The sequence below is a fragment of the Dickeya undicola genome, from assembly GCF_000784735.1.
Taxonomy (GTDB): Bacteria; Pseudomonadota; Gammaproteobacteria; order Enterobacterales; family Enterobacteriaceae; genus Dickeya; species Dickeya undicola.
The window spans coordinates 174346-188478 of record NZ_JSYG01000004.1; the positions used below are offsets into that span (position 1 = coordinate 174346).

Annotated in this window: 17 protein-coding genes; 3 read left to right on the top strand and 14 right to left on the bottom strand. The window is 50.1% G+C overall.

All coding sequences use genetic code 11. From position 1 onward, the window contains the following. Positions 1-8: 8 nt before the first annotated feature. The 7 genes from flgH to flgB all read right to left on the bottom strand — a co-directional run bounded on the left by flgH (position 9) and on the right by flgB (position 5252). The gene (gene flgH / locus OB87_RS01660; RefSeq protein WP_033567960.1) at positions 9-725 is read right to left on the bottom strand and encodes a flagellar basal body L-ring protein FlgH; all 717 of its coding nucleotides are present in this window, start codon (positions 723-725) and stop codon (positions 9-11) included. Between the two features lie 133 nt (positions 726-858). Next, a complete protein-coding gene (gene flgG / locus OB87_RS01665; protein WP_033567702.1) occupies positions 859-1641 on the bottom strand; it encodes a flagellar basal-body rod protein FlgG in 783 nt (260 codons plus the stop codon). A 26-nt stretch (positions 1642-1667) separates the two neighbouring features. Beyond that, positions 1668-2423, bottom strand: a complete 756-nt coding sequence (locus OB87_RS01670) for a flagellar basal body rod protein FlgF (protein ID WP_033567703.1) — start codon at positions 2421-2423, stop codon at positions 1668-1670. A gap of 21 nt (positions 2424-2444) precedes the next feature. Next, complete coding sequence (gene flgE, locus OB87_RS01675) at positions 2445-3644, bottom strand: flagellar hook protein FlgE (protein ID WP_033567704.1); 1200 nt, start codon at positions 3642-3644, stop codon at positions 2445-2447. 66 nt (positions 3645-3710) lie between these two features. Then, the gene (gene flgD / locus OB87_RS01680) at positions 3711-4382 is read right to left on the bottom strand and encodes a flagellar hook assembly protein FlgD (RefSeq protein ID WP_033567705.1); all 672 of its coding nucleotides are present in this window, start codon (positions 4380-4382) and stop codon (positions 3711-3713) included. A 12-nt stretch (positions 4383-4394) separates the two neighbouring features. Then, entirely contained in the window at positions 4395-4799 is a 405-nt protein-coding gene (gene flgC, locus OB87_RS01685) for a flagellar basal body rod protein FlgC (RefSeq protein ID WP_012769280.1), read from the bottom strand. A 33-nt stretch (positions 4800-4832) separates the two neighbouring features. Beyond that, positions 4833-5252, bottom strand: a complete 420-nt coding sequence (gene flgB, locus OB87_RS01690) for a flagellar basal body rod protein FlgB (RefSeq protein ID WP_033567706.1) — start codon at positions 5250-5252, stop codon at positions 4833-4835. Between the two features lie 166 nt (positions 5253-5418). On the opposite strand from flgB, the gene flgA reads away from it, so the two are divergent. The 3 genes from flgA (at position 5419) to OB87_RS01705 (ending at position 6973) form a co-directional block, all read left to right on the top strand. Continuing rightward, on the top strand, positions 5419-6087 hold the full coding sequence (gene flgA, locus OB87_RS01695; protein WP_033567707.1) for a flagellar basal body P-ring formation chaperone FlgA: 669 nt from the start codon (positions 5419-5421) through the stop codon (positions 6085-6087). Positions 6088-6231: 144 nt separating this feature from the next. Then, a complete protein-coding gene (flgM, locus tag OB87_RS01700; RefSeq protein ID WP_033567708.1) occupies positions 6232-6531 on the top strand; it encodes a flagellar biosynthesis anti-sigma factor FlgM in 300 nt (99 codons plus the stop codon). Positions 6532-6535: 4 nt separating this feature from the next. After that, positions 6536-6973: a flagella synthesis protein FlgN gene (locus tag OB87_RS01705; protein ID WP_033567709.1), complete on the top strand. Its 438-nt coding sequence runs from the start codon at positions 6536-6538 to the stop codon at positions 6971-6973. Between the two features lie 63 nt (positions 6974-7036). Here the strand turns inward: OB87_RS01705 and OB87_RS19580 are convergent, their stop codons facing one another. The 7 genes from OB87_RS19580 to cheR all read right to left on the bottom strand — a co-directional run bounded on the left by OB87_RS19580 (position 7037) and on the right by cheR (position 13919). Then, positions 7037-7462 (bottom strand): flagellar protein FlhE, encoded by a 426-nt coding sequence (locus tag OB87_RS19580; RefSeq protein ID WP_235425218.1) that lies wholly within the window; start codon positions 7460-7462, stop codon positions 7037-7039. After that, entirely contained in the window at positions 7459-9546 is a 2088-nt protein-coding gene (gene flhA / locus OB87_RS01710) for a flagellar biosynthesis protein FlhA (protein ID WP_033567710.1), read from the bottom strand. The genes OB87_RS19580 and flhA overlap by 4 nt, the downstream gene beginning before the upstream one ends. Continuing rightward, a complete protein-coding gene (flhB, locus tag OB87_RS01715) occupies positions 9539-10690 on the bottom strand; it encodes a flagellar biosynthesis protein FlhB (RefSeq protein WP_033567711.1) in 1152 nt (383 codons plus the stop codon). Before flhB ends, flhA begins: the two co-directional genes overlap by 8 nt. A 226-nt stretch (positions 10691-10916) precedes the next feature. Beyond that, positions 10917-11561, bottom strand: a complete 645-nt coding sequence (gene cheZ, locus OB87_RS01720) for a protein phosphatase CheZ (protein WP_022634093.1) — start codon at positions 11559-11561, stop codon at positions 10917-10919. A gap of 9 nt (positions 11562-11570) precedes the next feature. Then, positions 11571-11960 carry a chemotaxis response regulator CheY gene (gene cheY, locus OB87_RS01725; RefSeq protein WP_012884205.1) on the bottom strand — a complete coding sequence of 130 codons (390 nt, stop codon included), beginning with the start codon at positions 11958-11960 and terminating at the stop codon, positions 11571-11573. A 34-nt stretch (positions 11961-11994) separates the two neighbouring features. Next, a complete protein-coding gene (locus tag OB87_RS01730; RefSeq protein ID WP_013318520.1) occupies positions 11995-13047 on the bottom strand; it encodes a protein-glutamate methylesterase/protein-glutamine glutaminase in 1053 nt (350 codons plus the stop codon). Further along, entirely contained in the window at positions 13047-13919 is an 873-nt protein-coding gene (cheR, locus tag OB87_RS01735; protein WP_033567712.1) for a protein-glutamate O-methyltransferase CheR, read from the bottom strand. The genes OB87_RS01730 and cheR overlap by 1 nt, the downstream gene beginning before the upstream one ends. Between the last annotated feature and the right edge of the window lie 214 nt (positions 13920-14133).

A 14133-nucleotide genomic window follows, 5' to 3' on the forward strand; every position in this document is an offset into this window, starting at 1 on the left:
TCATCAATTTAGAACGGCGAAACATTAAGGAAGAACCGCTGCAGCCAGCCCATGTTCTGCGTTTCATTAATATAGCCGTTACCCACATATTCCATACGCGCATCCGCCACTTGAGTCGACGGTACAGTGTTGCTGCCGCTGATAGTTCTTGGGTTCACCACCCCTGAGAAACGGATAAACTCGGTTCCCTGATTAACAGCGATTTGTTTTTCGCCAACAACATGTAAATTACCATTCGTCAACACCTGATCCACGGTAACCGTAATTGTACCAGTGAATGTATTGTTGGCATTGGCTCCACCTTTGCCGGTGAAATCATTCTTTCCGGTTGCATCCAACGCAGCACGGTTATTCCCTAGCGGACCTTCCAGCAGACGCGGTGTCGTAGTCATACCGAACGAACCAGAAGCGTCACGACTGGCATTTGCCGACGAACTCTTGCTCGCACTGACGTTTTCCTGCAACACAATGGTAAGCGTATCCCCGACATTCCTTGGACGACGATCCTCAAACATCGGTTGATAACCGTAGTTCATCGCCTGCCCGGTTTGGAAAATAGAACCATTGGGAATAGCCTGTAAAGGCGGTGCAGGCTGCGCTGTCGTTGGCCCAGTCACCACCTTGTCATGAGGTATATAGGCGCAACCGGACAGTGTTAACATCATCACGTATGCCAGCAGACGGGGCCGACATGGCTGCAACGCTGCAACCGACTTCGTATTCATCATCACTACGGATATCGCCTTACTTTCAGTAATCTATCCACATATTGCATCAAGGTGGCCACTTACCCCTTTGCATTCCAGCCGCAAATCAGTAAAAAGCCACCCTATTTTGACAAGGACTACCCAGGAAAGATTACAGCTGGGTCAGTTTCTGTAGCATCTGGTCAGTGGAAGAAATCGCCTTGCTGTTGATTTCATACGCACGCTGAGTCTGGATCATTGACACTAACTCTTCGGCGACGTTCACGTTTGATGTTTCAACGTACTTCTGATAAATCAAGCCCGCGCCATTCAGACCAGGCGTACTCTGCGTCGGCGCACCAGAGCTGGCGGTTTCCGCATACAGATTTTCGCCCAGGTTCTCCAGGCCAGCTTCGTTGATGAACATGGCCAGGTTAAGCTGCCCGATCTGCACCGGTGCCGTCTGCCCCTGCTGAGTCACGGTAACCACCCCATCACGGCCAACTGTCAGGTTGCTGGAGTTTGCCGGGATAGTGATCGCCGGTTGGACCTGAAAACCACTGGAGGTCACCAGCTGACCGTTGGAATCTTGCTGGAAAGATCCATCACGAGTATACGACGTGGTTCCATCTGGCATCAGCACCTGAAAGAAACCGGCACCCTTGATCGCCAGATCCTTCACATTACCGGTTTCGGAAAAGGAGCCTTGCGTATGAATGCGCTCAGTAGCCACCGGACGCACCCCCGTCCCCAGTTGCAGACCTGACGGCAGCGTGGTCTGTTCTGAAGACTGGGCCCCTGGTTGACGAACGGTCTGGTACATCAGGTCCTCAAATACAGCACGCTGACGCTTAAAACCATTGGTGCTGACGTTCGCCAGGTTGTTGGATATGACATCCATATTGGTTTGCTGGGCGTTCAGACCGGTTTTGGCAATCCATAAAGAACGGATCATCGAGTCACTCCTGTGCGCAAGGGCACTTAATTCATTGCAAGTATCTGATTAGCACGTTGCGTATTATCATCAACGCTGCTGATCACTTTCATCTGCATCTCAAAACGGCGCGAGTTGGAAATCATCTCCACCATCGATTCAACCGTATTAACGTTACTGCCTTCCAGTACCCCAGGCATTACCCTGACCGTTGCGTCATTCTGTAATACCGCACCACGCTGCTGCTGTGCAGCTGGAGACACACGGAAAAATCCATCGTCACCACGAGTTACTTCGTTTCCCGTCGCTTTAACCAGCTTCAGGCGCCCAATCTGGGTAACCGTATTCGCGGCATCACTAGGGTTCAACGCGTTGATAGTACCATCAGGACCGATGGTAAGTTGCGTCTGAGGCGGAACGTCAATCGGGCCGCCGTCGCCCATTACCAGATTACCCTGAATAGTCAACTGCCCGTTGGCGTTGATCTCCATGTTGCCGTTACGGGTATAGGCTTCACTGCCGTCCGCCGAGCGGACTGCCAGCCAACCATCCTGCGATAAAGCAACATCCATCGAACGCCCGGTATAGTCCATCGAACCTGGGGTAGTATCCGCCCCAGGTGTTGACGAGATCACCAGCGTACGCGTCTCGTTGGTAACCCCTTGGATTGGCACAGCACGCATCGCAGCCAGCTGGGCGCGAAAACCCGGCGTCGAGGCGTTGGCCATGTTGTTCGACGTAATGGCCTGTTGCTCCAGCGTCTGGCTTGCTGCGCCCATCGCTGTATAGATAGCGTGATCCATGCAATATCCCCGTTATGATAATTAACGCAGGTTAACCAATGTGTTGAGAATCTGATCCTGCGTTTTGATGGTCTGCGCGTTCGACTGGTAGTTACGCTGGGCAACGATCATGTTAACCAGTTCCTTACTCATATCGACGTTGGAGCTTTCTGTGGCTTTACCAACCAATTTGCCAAGGTTGCCAGAACCAGCAAGACCTACAACAGCCTGACCAGAATTACTGGTTGCCGCCCAAACGTTATCCCCCTGGGGAGACAACCCTTCCGGGTTAGCGAAGTTAGCCAGCGCAATCTGACCGAGCAGTTGGGTTTTCGAGTTGGAATAAGAGCCGACAACTGTACCATCGTTGCTGATGCTGTAACCGGTCAGTTCACCAGGAGCATAACCATTCTGTGTTGGTGTCTTGGTGCTATTGGAACCGCTGTTCTGCTGTACTGTGCCAGTAAACGACAGCGTGAAGGTACTGGCAGCAGAACCATTCAACGTCGCCATGTTCAACGTCACCGGTGTCGTCGTTGTCAACGCACCGCTGTTATTAAAGGACAACGTGTTCGGCCCCTGGAAACCTGCACCGGTAATGCTGGTATCCTGAGCATATACATCCCAACTGTTAGCAGCAGTCTTCACAAAATAAAGCGCAAAGTTATGCTCGTTACCCAGACTATCGTAGGTAGTGATAGAACCTTTATAGTTTGAGGTGTTGGTCGGATCGGTCGCGTCCCAGGTATTGGTGCTATCCGATGAGTTCAGGTTGGCAATAATCGATGCGGTGGTCGTCGCACTAGCCGACATCGTGGTTTCCGGAATACTCAATGCTACCGGGTCAGCACCTTGCTGAATGGTCGGCGGCGTACCGGTGGCGGGATACCCTGTCAACTGCAGCCCCTGCGCGTTAACGATATTACGGCTGCTATCTAACGTGAACTGACCATTACGGCTGTAAACCACACTGCCGTTACTGTTTAGCAGGCGATAGAAACCATTCCCGTTAATGGCCACATCCAGCGAACGAGAAGTACTGGTGATCGAACCATTGCTAAAGTCCTGCAGTACGGATGCAACTCGGGTCCCCAGACCTACGTTGGAGCCGGCATACATATCGGCAAAAGAGATGTTGCTGGCCTTAAAACCAACGGTAGCGGAGTTGGCAATGTTGTTACCAATCACGTCCAGATTGTTAGAGGCAGCGTTTAAGCCACTGACCGCCTGAGAAAAGCTCATAGTGCTCTCCTGAATATTGATGAACTGTTATTCACTAAAAAGTGACGCGCGTTATATCCGTAACTGCTACAAAATCTGACGTACGTTATCCAATGTGGACTGCCCGCTCAGGCCCAGGTCCAGTAATGCACCACTACTATTGGTGACCACACCATTCACGTACGCGTAGTTCAACGCTTCTACTACCTGTTGAGTACCGTTTGAGGTAGCAGAAACCGAAATTGTATAAGCACCATCTGGTGCGGCCGTACCGTCGGAGGCCTTACCATCCCAAGAATAGGCATGAACCCCAGCACTCAGTGAACCCAGTTCCATACTGCGAACCACTTTGCCGGAACTGTCGGTGATATTGACGGTAACGTTCTCCGCGGCATTTTCTAGCTCGACGCCAAACGGAGTGGTCGTTTCATTGCCAACCAGCACTTTTGTACCCGGCACCAACACACCATGACCAATTAACGATGCCGCTTGAATAGACTGGTTGCTGTTGATTTGTGTGGAAATAGACCCCAACGTAGTGTTCAGCTTCTCAATACCGCTCACTGTGTTTAGCTGAGCTAGCTGAGAAACCAGTTGGTTATTATCCATCGGGTTAGTCGGATCCTGATTTTTCAGCTGTGCAACCAGCAGAGTCAGGAAACTATTCTGTAAGTCAGCACTGGTACTTCCGCTGATAGACGATGTCGACGTCGTGGATGTAGTACTTTGGACGTCACTGACAGAAGATGTGGTAGCCATGAATTCTCCAGATTACTGACCAATGGTTAATGTCTTCAGCATCATCGATTTGGTGGTATTCAATACTTCCACGTTCGCCTGATAGCTTCGGGACGCCGAAATGGTGTTAACCATTTCATTGACGGGATCCACATTCGGCATGCGGACATAGCCTTTGGCATCGGCCAGCGGATTTCCCGGCTGATAAACCAGTTTTTCCGGAGAAGGGTCTTCAACCACCTTGGCGACCTTCACACCGCCAGTCGCCTGTCCCGGAGCAGCATCGACCTCAAACACCACCTGCTTGGCACGATAAGGCTGACCATCTGGCCCCGTAACGCTGTCAGCGTTGGCCAGGTTACTGGCACTGACGTTTAGGCGCTGAGACTGGGCAGAAAGCGCCGAGCCGGAAATATCGAAAATATTAAGTAACGACATGAGACATCAACCTTATATCTGTCGCCAATGCTGTTATGATGAGCCGGACTGAAGTACCGACATCATCCCTTTAATCTGCCCGCCGATGAGCGTCAGGCTGCTCTGATACTTGAGACTGTTGTCCGCGAAGTTGGTACGCTCGCGATCCATGTCGACCGTGTTTCCATCTAGAGCTGGCTGAGTCGGAACACGATAGAGCAAGTCCAGTTCAGGCGGCTGCACTGTCTGAGCAGGAATATGGCGTGCAGACGTCAAACTCAGCGACACAGACTGACCGCTGGCACGCCCTTGCTCCATGACCTTGTTCAGTTCGCTGGCAAAATCAATGTCACGCGCCTGATAACCAGGAGTATCCGCGTTGGCGATATTGGCAGCCAAAATCTCCTGACGCTGGGCACGGAGATTCAATGCTTCTTGCTGAAACCGTAGCGCGGCATCCAATTTATCGAGCATGTTCCCTCCGCAATTTAAACTTTAGTGCTGGTAGGATAATTCTCATCCTGTAAAAATCATCGCAAGAATAGACATAAAATGAAGCGCTATTTATTGCCTTAACTGTAAGCAAGTACCGTTACACTGACACCGTGAAATTAACCGGGCTTTGGAGAGCGTAAAACTGATGCCGGAAATCAGAAAATACATACAGTTATCGATTTTGGGTGTCTTGTTTGCTCCAATACTGGTGAATGCTGCCGATCTTGCGTCACAACTTTCCCGTTTTTTTTCGGATAATTTTAAAGGTTCATCCAGTACGATTAATGTGGTGGTAAAAACGCCTGAGGCTCAATGGCCTGTTTGTGAAAACCCGCAGATTTCACTGCCGGGAAACGCCAGGATGTGGGGCAACCTTTCGGTGTCTGTACGTTGTAACCAAGAGCGGCGTTTTGTTCAGGTTGAAGTTCAGGTGACTGGAAATTATGTGGTAGCCGCGGCTCCGATCAGCCGGGGAACAGAACTGACTTCCAGCGATATTCGAACCATCCGTGGCAGGATTGATCAACTTCCTCCCCGCGCCTTGTTCACTCTGGAAGATGCCCAAGGTGCGGTGGCATTGCGGGATATCGCGCCAGGTCAGGCAATCACTCAGGTGATGATTAGAAAACCCTGGGTGATCCGCGCCGGGCAAAACGTGCAAATTCTGGCCCAGGGGAATGGCTTTAGCGTACGCAGTGAAGGAAAGGCTATGAACAATGCCGCCTCAGGCCAATCTGCCAGAGCTCGGACAGCTTCAGGGCAGGTTGTATCTGGCATCGCAACTGATGATGGGATTATTCTGATCTCACAATAATTTGCTAAAGTAATGCTCAATGCTGCCGATATGATGTACATAGTCGCTGATGATATACTGGTTAAATCAATGCCAGCTGTGGATAGAGTTATCTATCTCGTTGATTATCATCATTTACACTTTTCATGACACGAGCACACTACCATGAGCATTGATCGGACCCAGTCAGTCAAACCGGTAAGCCAGGTTCAACCTCGGGATACCGGTGACGTAGCAAAATTGAAGCGGAAGGAAGAAACCGGACAACAAAGCAGTGTAACCGGCACTCAGGTGAAACTGAGCGACGCGCAGTCCAAATTGATGCAACCATCATCACAGGACATCGATATGCAGCGCGTAGAAACCCTGAAGCAGGCTATTCGTGACGGTTCATTAAAAATGAACGTCGGTAAAATTGCTGATGCATTGATTAAAGATGCTCAGGACTTAATTTCAGGCGACTAACCCTATGGAAAAGCTTGTAAAGCTGCTGGAGCAACTTCTGTTCAACATGCGTGAACTTGAAGCCGTACTGTCTGATGAGCAGTTGTTGCTCTGCGCAGGCCATGTCGATGGGCCAGCCCTGCAAGTGATTACTGATAAAAAAAGTTCTTTGCTATCGACTGTCCAGCATCTGGACAAGATTCGTCTGCAGGGAGAGTCGGTGCTACGTGTAAAAGCCCCTTACTCCAGCCATGATGTTCTTACCGATCTCTGGCAGCAGATCTCCACATTAAGTGAATCACTACGTGATAAAAATCAGCATAACGGCTTATTGCTTGGCTATCATCTCGATCACAATGAAAAAGCGCTGGCTGTGCTGAAACCTCGTCATGCCCAATCACTGTACGGACCAGACGGTCAATCACGCAGCAATGCCATTTCCGGCCGACGAATCAGTATCTGACCTGGTCGTTCTGCTTGGTCCACTGCTGTTTCTAGCATCATCAGTGCAAATGCTATCAATGTCCTATTTATAGTTCACTGATATTTCATTAGATGCCACATCTACTGACGTAGCCATCCGCCCGTTTCCAGGCACATAAAACAACATCCTGAACTCGCTGTTGGCAGGCACCCCTTCCAATCCACGAGTCTGTCCGCTGGCACCATCCAGATTGACGCAACGATTAGCAGCACAGAGCTTGACGGCGAGATCTATCGGTGCAGGCGATCTCAGTTGATATCGCCAGTAAATTACCGTCACAGATTGGGCGGCCGTCACCCCCAATCCAGATGGAGGAAGTAACGCAGATGAAGAGGCCAGTATTCCCTTGTATTGAAATGATGGCCCAGCCACACTTGTATTCCATCCACCTTGCTGAGCGTGAGCATCGGATGAAAACGTCCCTGCCGCTAAACTAAACAAACAGGCTATCAATACGCCCTTCATCATGAAGATTCACCAATCATCGACGTCATTCTGATCTGCCGACTATCGCTGATTTCGAGATTCGACAATACGGCAATTTGCGGCAAGCTGCGACGTAAGAAACGTGACAATAACCCACGTAATGCATGATTAACCAGCAATACCGGCGGGGCTCCCAGCATTTCCTGCCGCTGTAATGCCTGTTTTGACTGTTCCAGCAATCTGTCGCTCAGCCCAGGTTCCAAGCCACCACCACCTTGAAGCGCCTGTAATAACAAACGCTCCAGCGCACTGTCAAGACCAATCACCTGCAGCTCCGTATCACCTGGGAACCACTGCTGTGTGATAGCTCGACCTAGCGCAATACGCACAGCAGTCGTCAGCTCATAGGGATCGGTTTGCACCGCTGCGTGCTCCGCCAGTGTCTCAATAACCGTGCGCATATCCCGAATCGAAACCTGTTCGCTTAACAAATTCTGCAGCACCTTGTGCAGAGTTGTTAAGGTCACGACACCCGGAATAAAATCTTCGGTCAGCTTCGGCATTTCCTGAGACACGCGATCCATCAATTGCTGTGCTTCCTGACGGCCGAACAACTCACTGGCATGAAGGCTGAGTAAATGATTCAGGTGCGTAGCCACGACCGTGCTGGCTTCAACTACGGTGTACCCTTGTGTTTGTGCCTGCTCTTTCAGCGCACTTTCAATCCAGATCGCAGGCAGGCCAAAAGCAGGGTCTTTAGTCAAATCCCCCGGTAAAGTACCTACCGCATTGCCAGGGTTAATCGCCATCCAGCGCCCTGGATGAGCTTCACCGCTGCCGATTTCAACCCCTTTCATCAGAATACGATAGCTGGCTGGTTGTAGGTCCAGATTGTCTCGAATGTGGACAACCGGGGGCAAAAAGCCCATTTCCTGAGCAAATTTCTTTCGGATACTGCGAATACGCCCGAGCAATTCGCCATTTTGCTGAAAATCAACCATAGGAATCAGGCGATACCCGACTTCCATACCAAGCGGATCTTCCAATTGCACATCAGACCAACTGGCTTCCACCACCTGCGGTGTGGTTGGTGCTGCCGCTGCGGCTTCATTCGCTGCAAACTCTGCTTTGCTTTCTCCTTTTCTCATCCACCAGGCCAGCCCAAGCAATGCACTGGTGAAAAGCAGGAAAACAAAGTTAGGCATACCGGGGACCAAACCAACCAACCCCAATACCCCGGCGCTCAGGACCATGACACGCGGGTTATTGAACAGTTGGGTCACCATCTGCTGACCAACGTCTTGATCGGTACTAACCCTGGTTACGATCACACCAGCCGCAGTTGAAATCACCAAGGCGGGGATTTGCGCCACCAGACCATCACCGATAGTCAACAGCGTGTAGTTCTCAACCGCTTGTCCCAGCACCATGTCATGCTGAACAATACCTACCAGTAACCCACCGATAACGTTAATCGCCATAATCATCAGCCCGGCGATGGCGTCACCCCGCACGAACTTACTGGCACCATCCATAGACCCGTAGAAATCGGCTTCCTGGGTTACTTCAGAGCGTCGTTTTTTGGCTTCATCCTCACCAATCAACCCGGCATTCAAGTCAGCGTCAATCGCCATTTGCTTACCGGGCATACCATCCAACGTAAAGCGTGCGCCAACTTCAGCGATACGGCCAGCACCCTTTGTGATGACCATGAAGTTGATCAGGACCAGGATAATGAACACGACAATACCGATGGCAAAATTGCCGCCAACCAGAAAGTGCCCGAATGCTTCGACCACACGCCCGGCAGCGGAGGCACCGGTATGCCCTTCCATCAGAATGATGCGTGTCGATGCCACGTTGAGCGACAGACGCAACAGAGTGGAAAACAACAGAATGGTAGGAAAGGCGGCAAAATCGAGTGTGCGCTGCGTAAACATAGCGACCAGCAGCACCATAATGGACAGTGCGATGTTAAACGTAAACAACAAGTCCAGAATAAACGGTGGCAACGGCAGAACCATCATCGACAAGATGAGCAATATCAGAACAGGTCCTGCCAGAATCTGCCATTGTGAGCCTTTCATATTGCCTGGTAGGCGAAGCAAAGAGGCCAGATTAGCCATCGGTTATTTTCTCTTTAGCAAAATCCAGTGCATCCGGCACAGGTAAGTTTTTAGGTTTACGCGGTATCAAACCGCCTTCACGTTTCCAGCGCTTGAGCTGGTAGACCCAGGAAAGCACTTCAGCAACCGCGGCATATAATCCGGTAGGAATCGGATGCCCTATCTCAGTATGACGGTAAAGAGCACGCGCCAGCGGCGGTGCTTCCAGAATCGGGATACGATGTTCTGATCCCAGTTCGCGAATACGTAGTGCTATCTGATTGGCCCCTTTCGCCAACACCTTAGGCGCGTGCATTTTCTTCTCATCATACTTCAATGCAACAGCATAGTGGGTCGGGTTAGTAACAATGACATCCGCTTTCGGTACATCCGCCATCATTCGACGCTGAGCAATCGCACGCTGCTGCTGGCGAATACGCCCCTTGATATGCGGATCCCCTTCATGTTCTTTGTATTCGTCGCGGATTTCCTGCTTACTCATACGCAACCGCTTGATATGGCTCCATATCTGCCAGCCAACATCAAACGCCACCATAGGAAAGAGCCCCAAAATCACCCAAAAGCAGCATAGGAAAGCAATATTCAGTGCATCCTTTATTGCGATTCCCAATGGCTCTGACACAAGGTGCAACATGCTATTCCAGTTATGCAGGAGAAACCAGCAAGCAATGCAGCCGACAATAACGGCTTTGAGAATGGCTTTAAATAATTCGGCCAATACCTGAGTTGAAAACATACGCTTCAACCCGGATAACGGATTCATTTTACCAAAATTGAAACTGATTGCCTTGGTACTGAAAATCAATCCCCCCAGCAATATCGGTGCAGCCAGGGCAACCAGCACCAGGCCGAATAAAATGGGGACAAGCGCCATTACCGCCTGCTCGATAAGCGAACCGACATGGGAAATGATTAACCGTTCATCACTAATGAAGTTATGATCGAAGCTCAGCCCCTTGGCCATCATATCAGTCAGTTTGGCAGCCATACCGGAACCACTTCCCCACAAAATAGCCAGGCCAGCAATCAACATAAGTACCGACGTCAATTCTCGCGATCGGGGAATCTGGCCTTCTTCGCGCGCTTTTTCCGTTCGTTGGGGGGTGGGAGCTTCTGTTTTCTCCAGATCGCTATCGTCTGCCACTACAGCCGCTCCTGTTAATACTCACTGACATAAAGTTATACACCGCTAGCATGACAAATCTGGCAAATCATGATGGGTAGAAAAAAGGAGAAAATAAGCGGCTATTTATTTTATTGCATAAGATGGGGCGCAGGAATTTACGATCGGGACATGCCCGATCGTAAACATCCACATACCTTACGCCACGATGCCCACTCATACAGATGCAATGGGTGTCGGGGAAAAATCAGAAGCCCAGGCTATCCAACAGGTCATCAACCTGATCCTGGTTAGAAACAATACCTGCAGCAGTTTTATCAACCTGAGGTCCATTAAGCAGGCCCTCATTCGCACGACGGGTTTCAGATGGTTTTTCTGGAATGTTTTCCAACAGGACCATCAGCAGTTGTTTTTCAATTTCCTGAACAACATCCATCATGCGCTTAATTACTTGCCCGGTTAAATCCTGGAAATCCTGAGCCATCATGATCTCCAGTAACTGAGCATTGGTAAATGCAGTATGGTCGGGGACGGATTCGAGGTAGCTACGCGTATCGGTAACCAGTTCTCGTGCCTCCGACAGTTCAATCGGATTCTCAAACCACTGATCCCAGCGAACCTTCAGGGATTTAGATTCCTCTTCCAATTGATTCTGGCGCGGCTGGGCGGCTTCAACACAACTCAACGCACGCTCTGCCGCTTGTGCGGTCATCTGAACAACATAATCAAGACGATCGCGAGCATCAGGAATCGCTTCCGCCGCTTCTGTGATCGCCTGATCCAAACCAAGCTCTTTCAGGCTATCACGCAGCATACGTGTCAATTGCCCGATACGAGAAATAATCTCTGTGGCAGACGCATGATCGTTAATGGGCATCGGATGTGGATTCATGGCATCTCCTTACATACCAAGCTTTTCGAAAATCTTACTCAGTTTTTCTTCAAGCGTAGCGGCAGTAAACGGTTTAACAACATAACCACTGGCACCAGCCTGTGCTGCAGCAATAATATTCTCTTTCTTTGCCTCAGCGGTTACCATCAGAACAGGAAGCTTGGAAAGCGCGCCATCGGCACGGATAGCCTGCAACAGTTCAAGTCCATCCATATTAGGCATGTTCCAGTCAGAAATGACAAAATCGAAACCGCCTGAACGGAGCTTGTTCAGAGCATCAGCGCCATCTTCCGCTTCTTCCACATTGTTGAAGCCCAGCTCTTTTAGTAGATTTCGAACAATACGACGCATCGTCGAAAAATCATCCACTACTAAAAATCTGAGTTCTTTATCAGCCATACCTACTCCTAATATTATTGCTCACCCGGAGCTGCTATATACGTAATGCCTGTCCGGCAGAAACTTGTGCCAGCATCCGCTGACTCACCTGGTGCAAATCCACCACCTCATCGACACCACCGAGTGCAATAGCCTCTCGCGGCATACCGAATACCACACAACTGGCTTCATTTTGCGCGATTGTATAAGCTCCCGCTTTATGAAGTTCCAGCATTCCCGCGGCCCCATCATTTCCCATGCCAGTTAGGATTACTCCTACCGCATTTCGTCCGGCGTACTGTGCAACAGAGTGGAACAGTACGTCAACAGAAGGACGATGACGATTAACCGGCGGACCATCATGCAATTTAACCTGATAGTTTGCACCGCTACGCGCCAACTCAAGATGACGAGCACCAGGCGCAATATATGCGTGTCCAGGTAGGACACGTTCACCATCTTCAGCCTCTTTTACTGTAATCTGACACAGTTTATTCAGCCGTTCAGCGAAGGACTTGGTAAATCCCGGTGGCATATGCTGAGTAATCAGCAGCGCCGGGCTGGTCGGCGGTAACGGCTGTAAAACATGTCTGATCGCCTCGGTGCCGCCGGTTGAGGCACCAATTGCGATCAGTTTTTCACTACTGAGCAACGGTGTACTGGGGATCAACACCGTGGGTGCAGGTGCCGCGTTGCGCTGAGGCAAACGCGCCTTGGCCGCCATACGGATTTTTTCCGCGATCAACTCGCTGTATGCCAACATCCCTTCGCGAATACCTAACTGAGGCTTGGTAACAAAATCGATCGCCCCGAGTTCAAGCGCCCGCAACGTAATTTCTGAACCTTTTCCCGTCAGCGAAGACACCATCACAACTGGCATCGGGCGAAGTCGCATTAACTTTTCAAGAAAATCAAGACCGTCCATCCGAGGCATTTCCACATCGAGCGTCAACACCTGAGGATTAAACTTCTTGATTAAATCGCGAGCCACTAAAGGATCAGGTGCAGTGGCAACCACCTCCATATCGGGATGACTATTAATGATTTCGGTCATGATCTGACGCATTAGCGCCGAATCATCAACACATAATACTTTTATTTTGCTCATTATCTTTCCTTAGCCAGCCCATAAACAGTCTGTCCGCGCAAGTAAAATTCCTTGCTGATCTGACTGAAGTTCTCTGAATGCCCGGCAAACAATAATCCGCCCGGTTTAAGCAGCGGAACAAAACGACGTAAAATGCGCTCTTGAGTCTCTTTATCAAAATAAATCATCACGTTACGACAAAATATCGCATCAAAAGGCGCTGGCAGTGACCACTCGGGAGCCAACAGATTCACTTGCTGAAAATGTATCATGTTCGCCAGGTCTGGCCGAACACGGACCAATCCACTGTGTGGCCCGGTTCCCCGCAAAAAGAAACGCTGCATCTGTTGTGGAGAAAGCGAACGCAAATCTTCCTGCCGGTAAATACCAGCAGACGCTTTCTCTAAAACCTGTGTATCAATATCGCTGGCGACGATCTGACAGTTGCTGGCACGATCACCATAGACTTCAGCCAGGGTCATCGCCAATGAATAAGGCTCCTCTCCCGTCGATGCAGCAGTACACCAAATACTGTACCCACCAGGCCGTTTACGGGCGTGATCTGCAAGAATAGGGAAATGGTGCGCCTCACGAAAAAACGCTGTCAGATTGGTTGTTAACGCATTAATAAATGCCTGCCATTCGGCACTGTTCGGATCTGATTCCAGCAAAGCAAGGTACTGACCAAAATCGTTGATTCCCAGTAAACGCAGCCGTCTGACCAGACGGTTATAGACCATCTCACGTTTATGGTCAGCCAGCACAATACCGGCGCGCTGATAGATAAGCTGGCTGATTCTCCGGAAATGAACATCAGACAGCGGCAACCGTTCAACCATCTGACTCAAAATAGATGTGGAACCTGAACGATTTGGCGATGGTGTATTTTTCATATCTGACCGCCCGAAAATGGATAGATGATTTTATTGTTTTCCAATCAGACTTCCCATTATAGCTATTACAGGTTTCATGCTTTAATCTCCGGCGTCTTCTCATGCGATGAACCGGGCACTACCCAGAGTACCAGCGGGAGGAATGCTTTTATCAGCCCTTCTCCGACGGATTAATAGCGATAATCATGCGATGGTTTGCATTGATGCCTTTGCG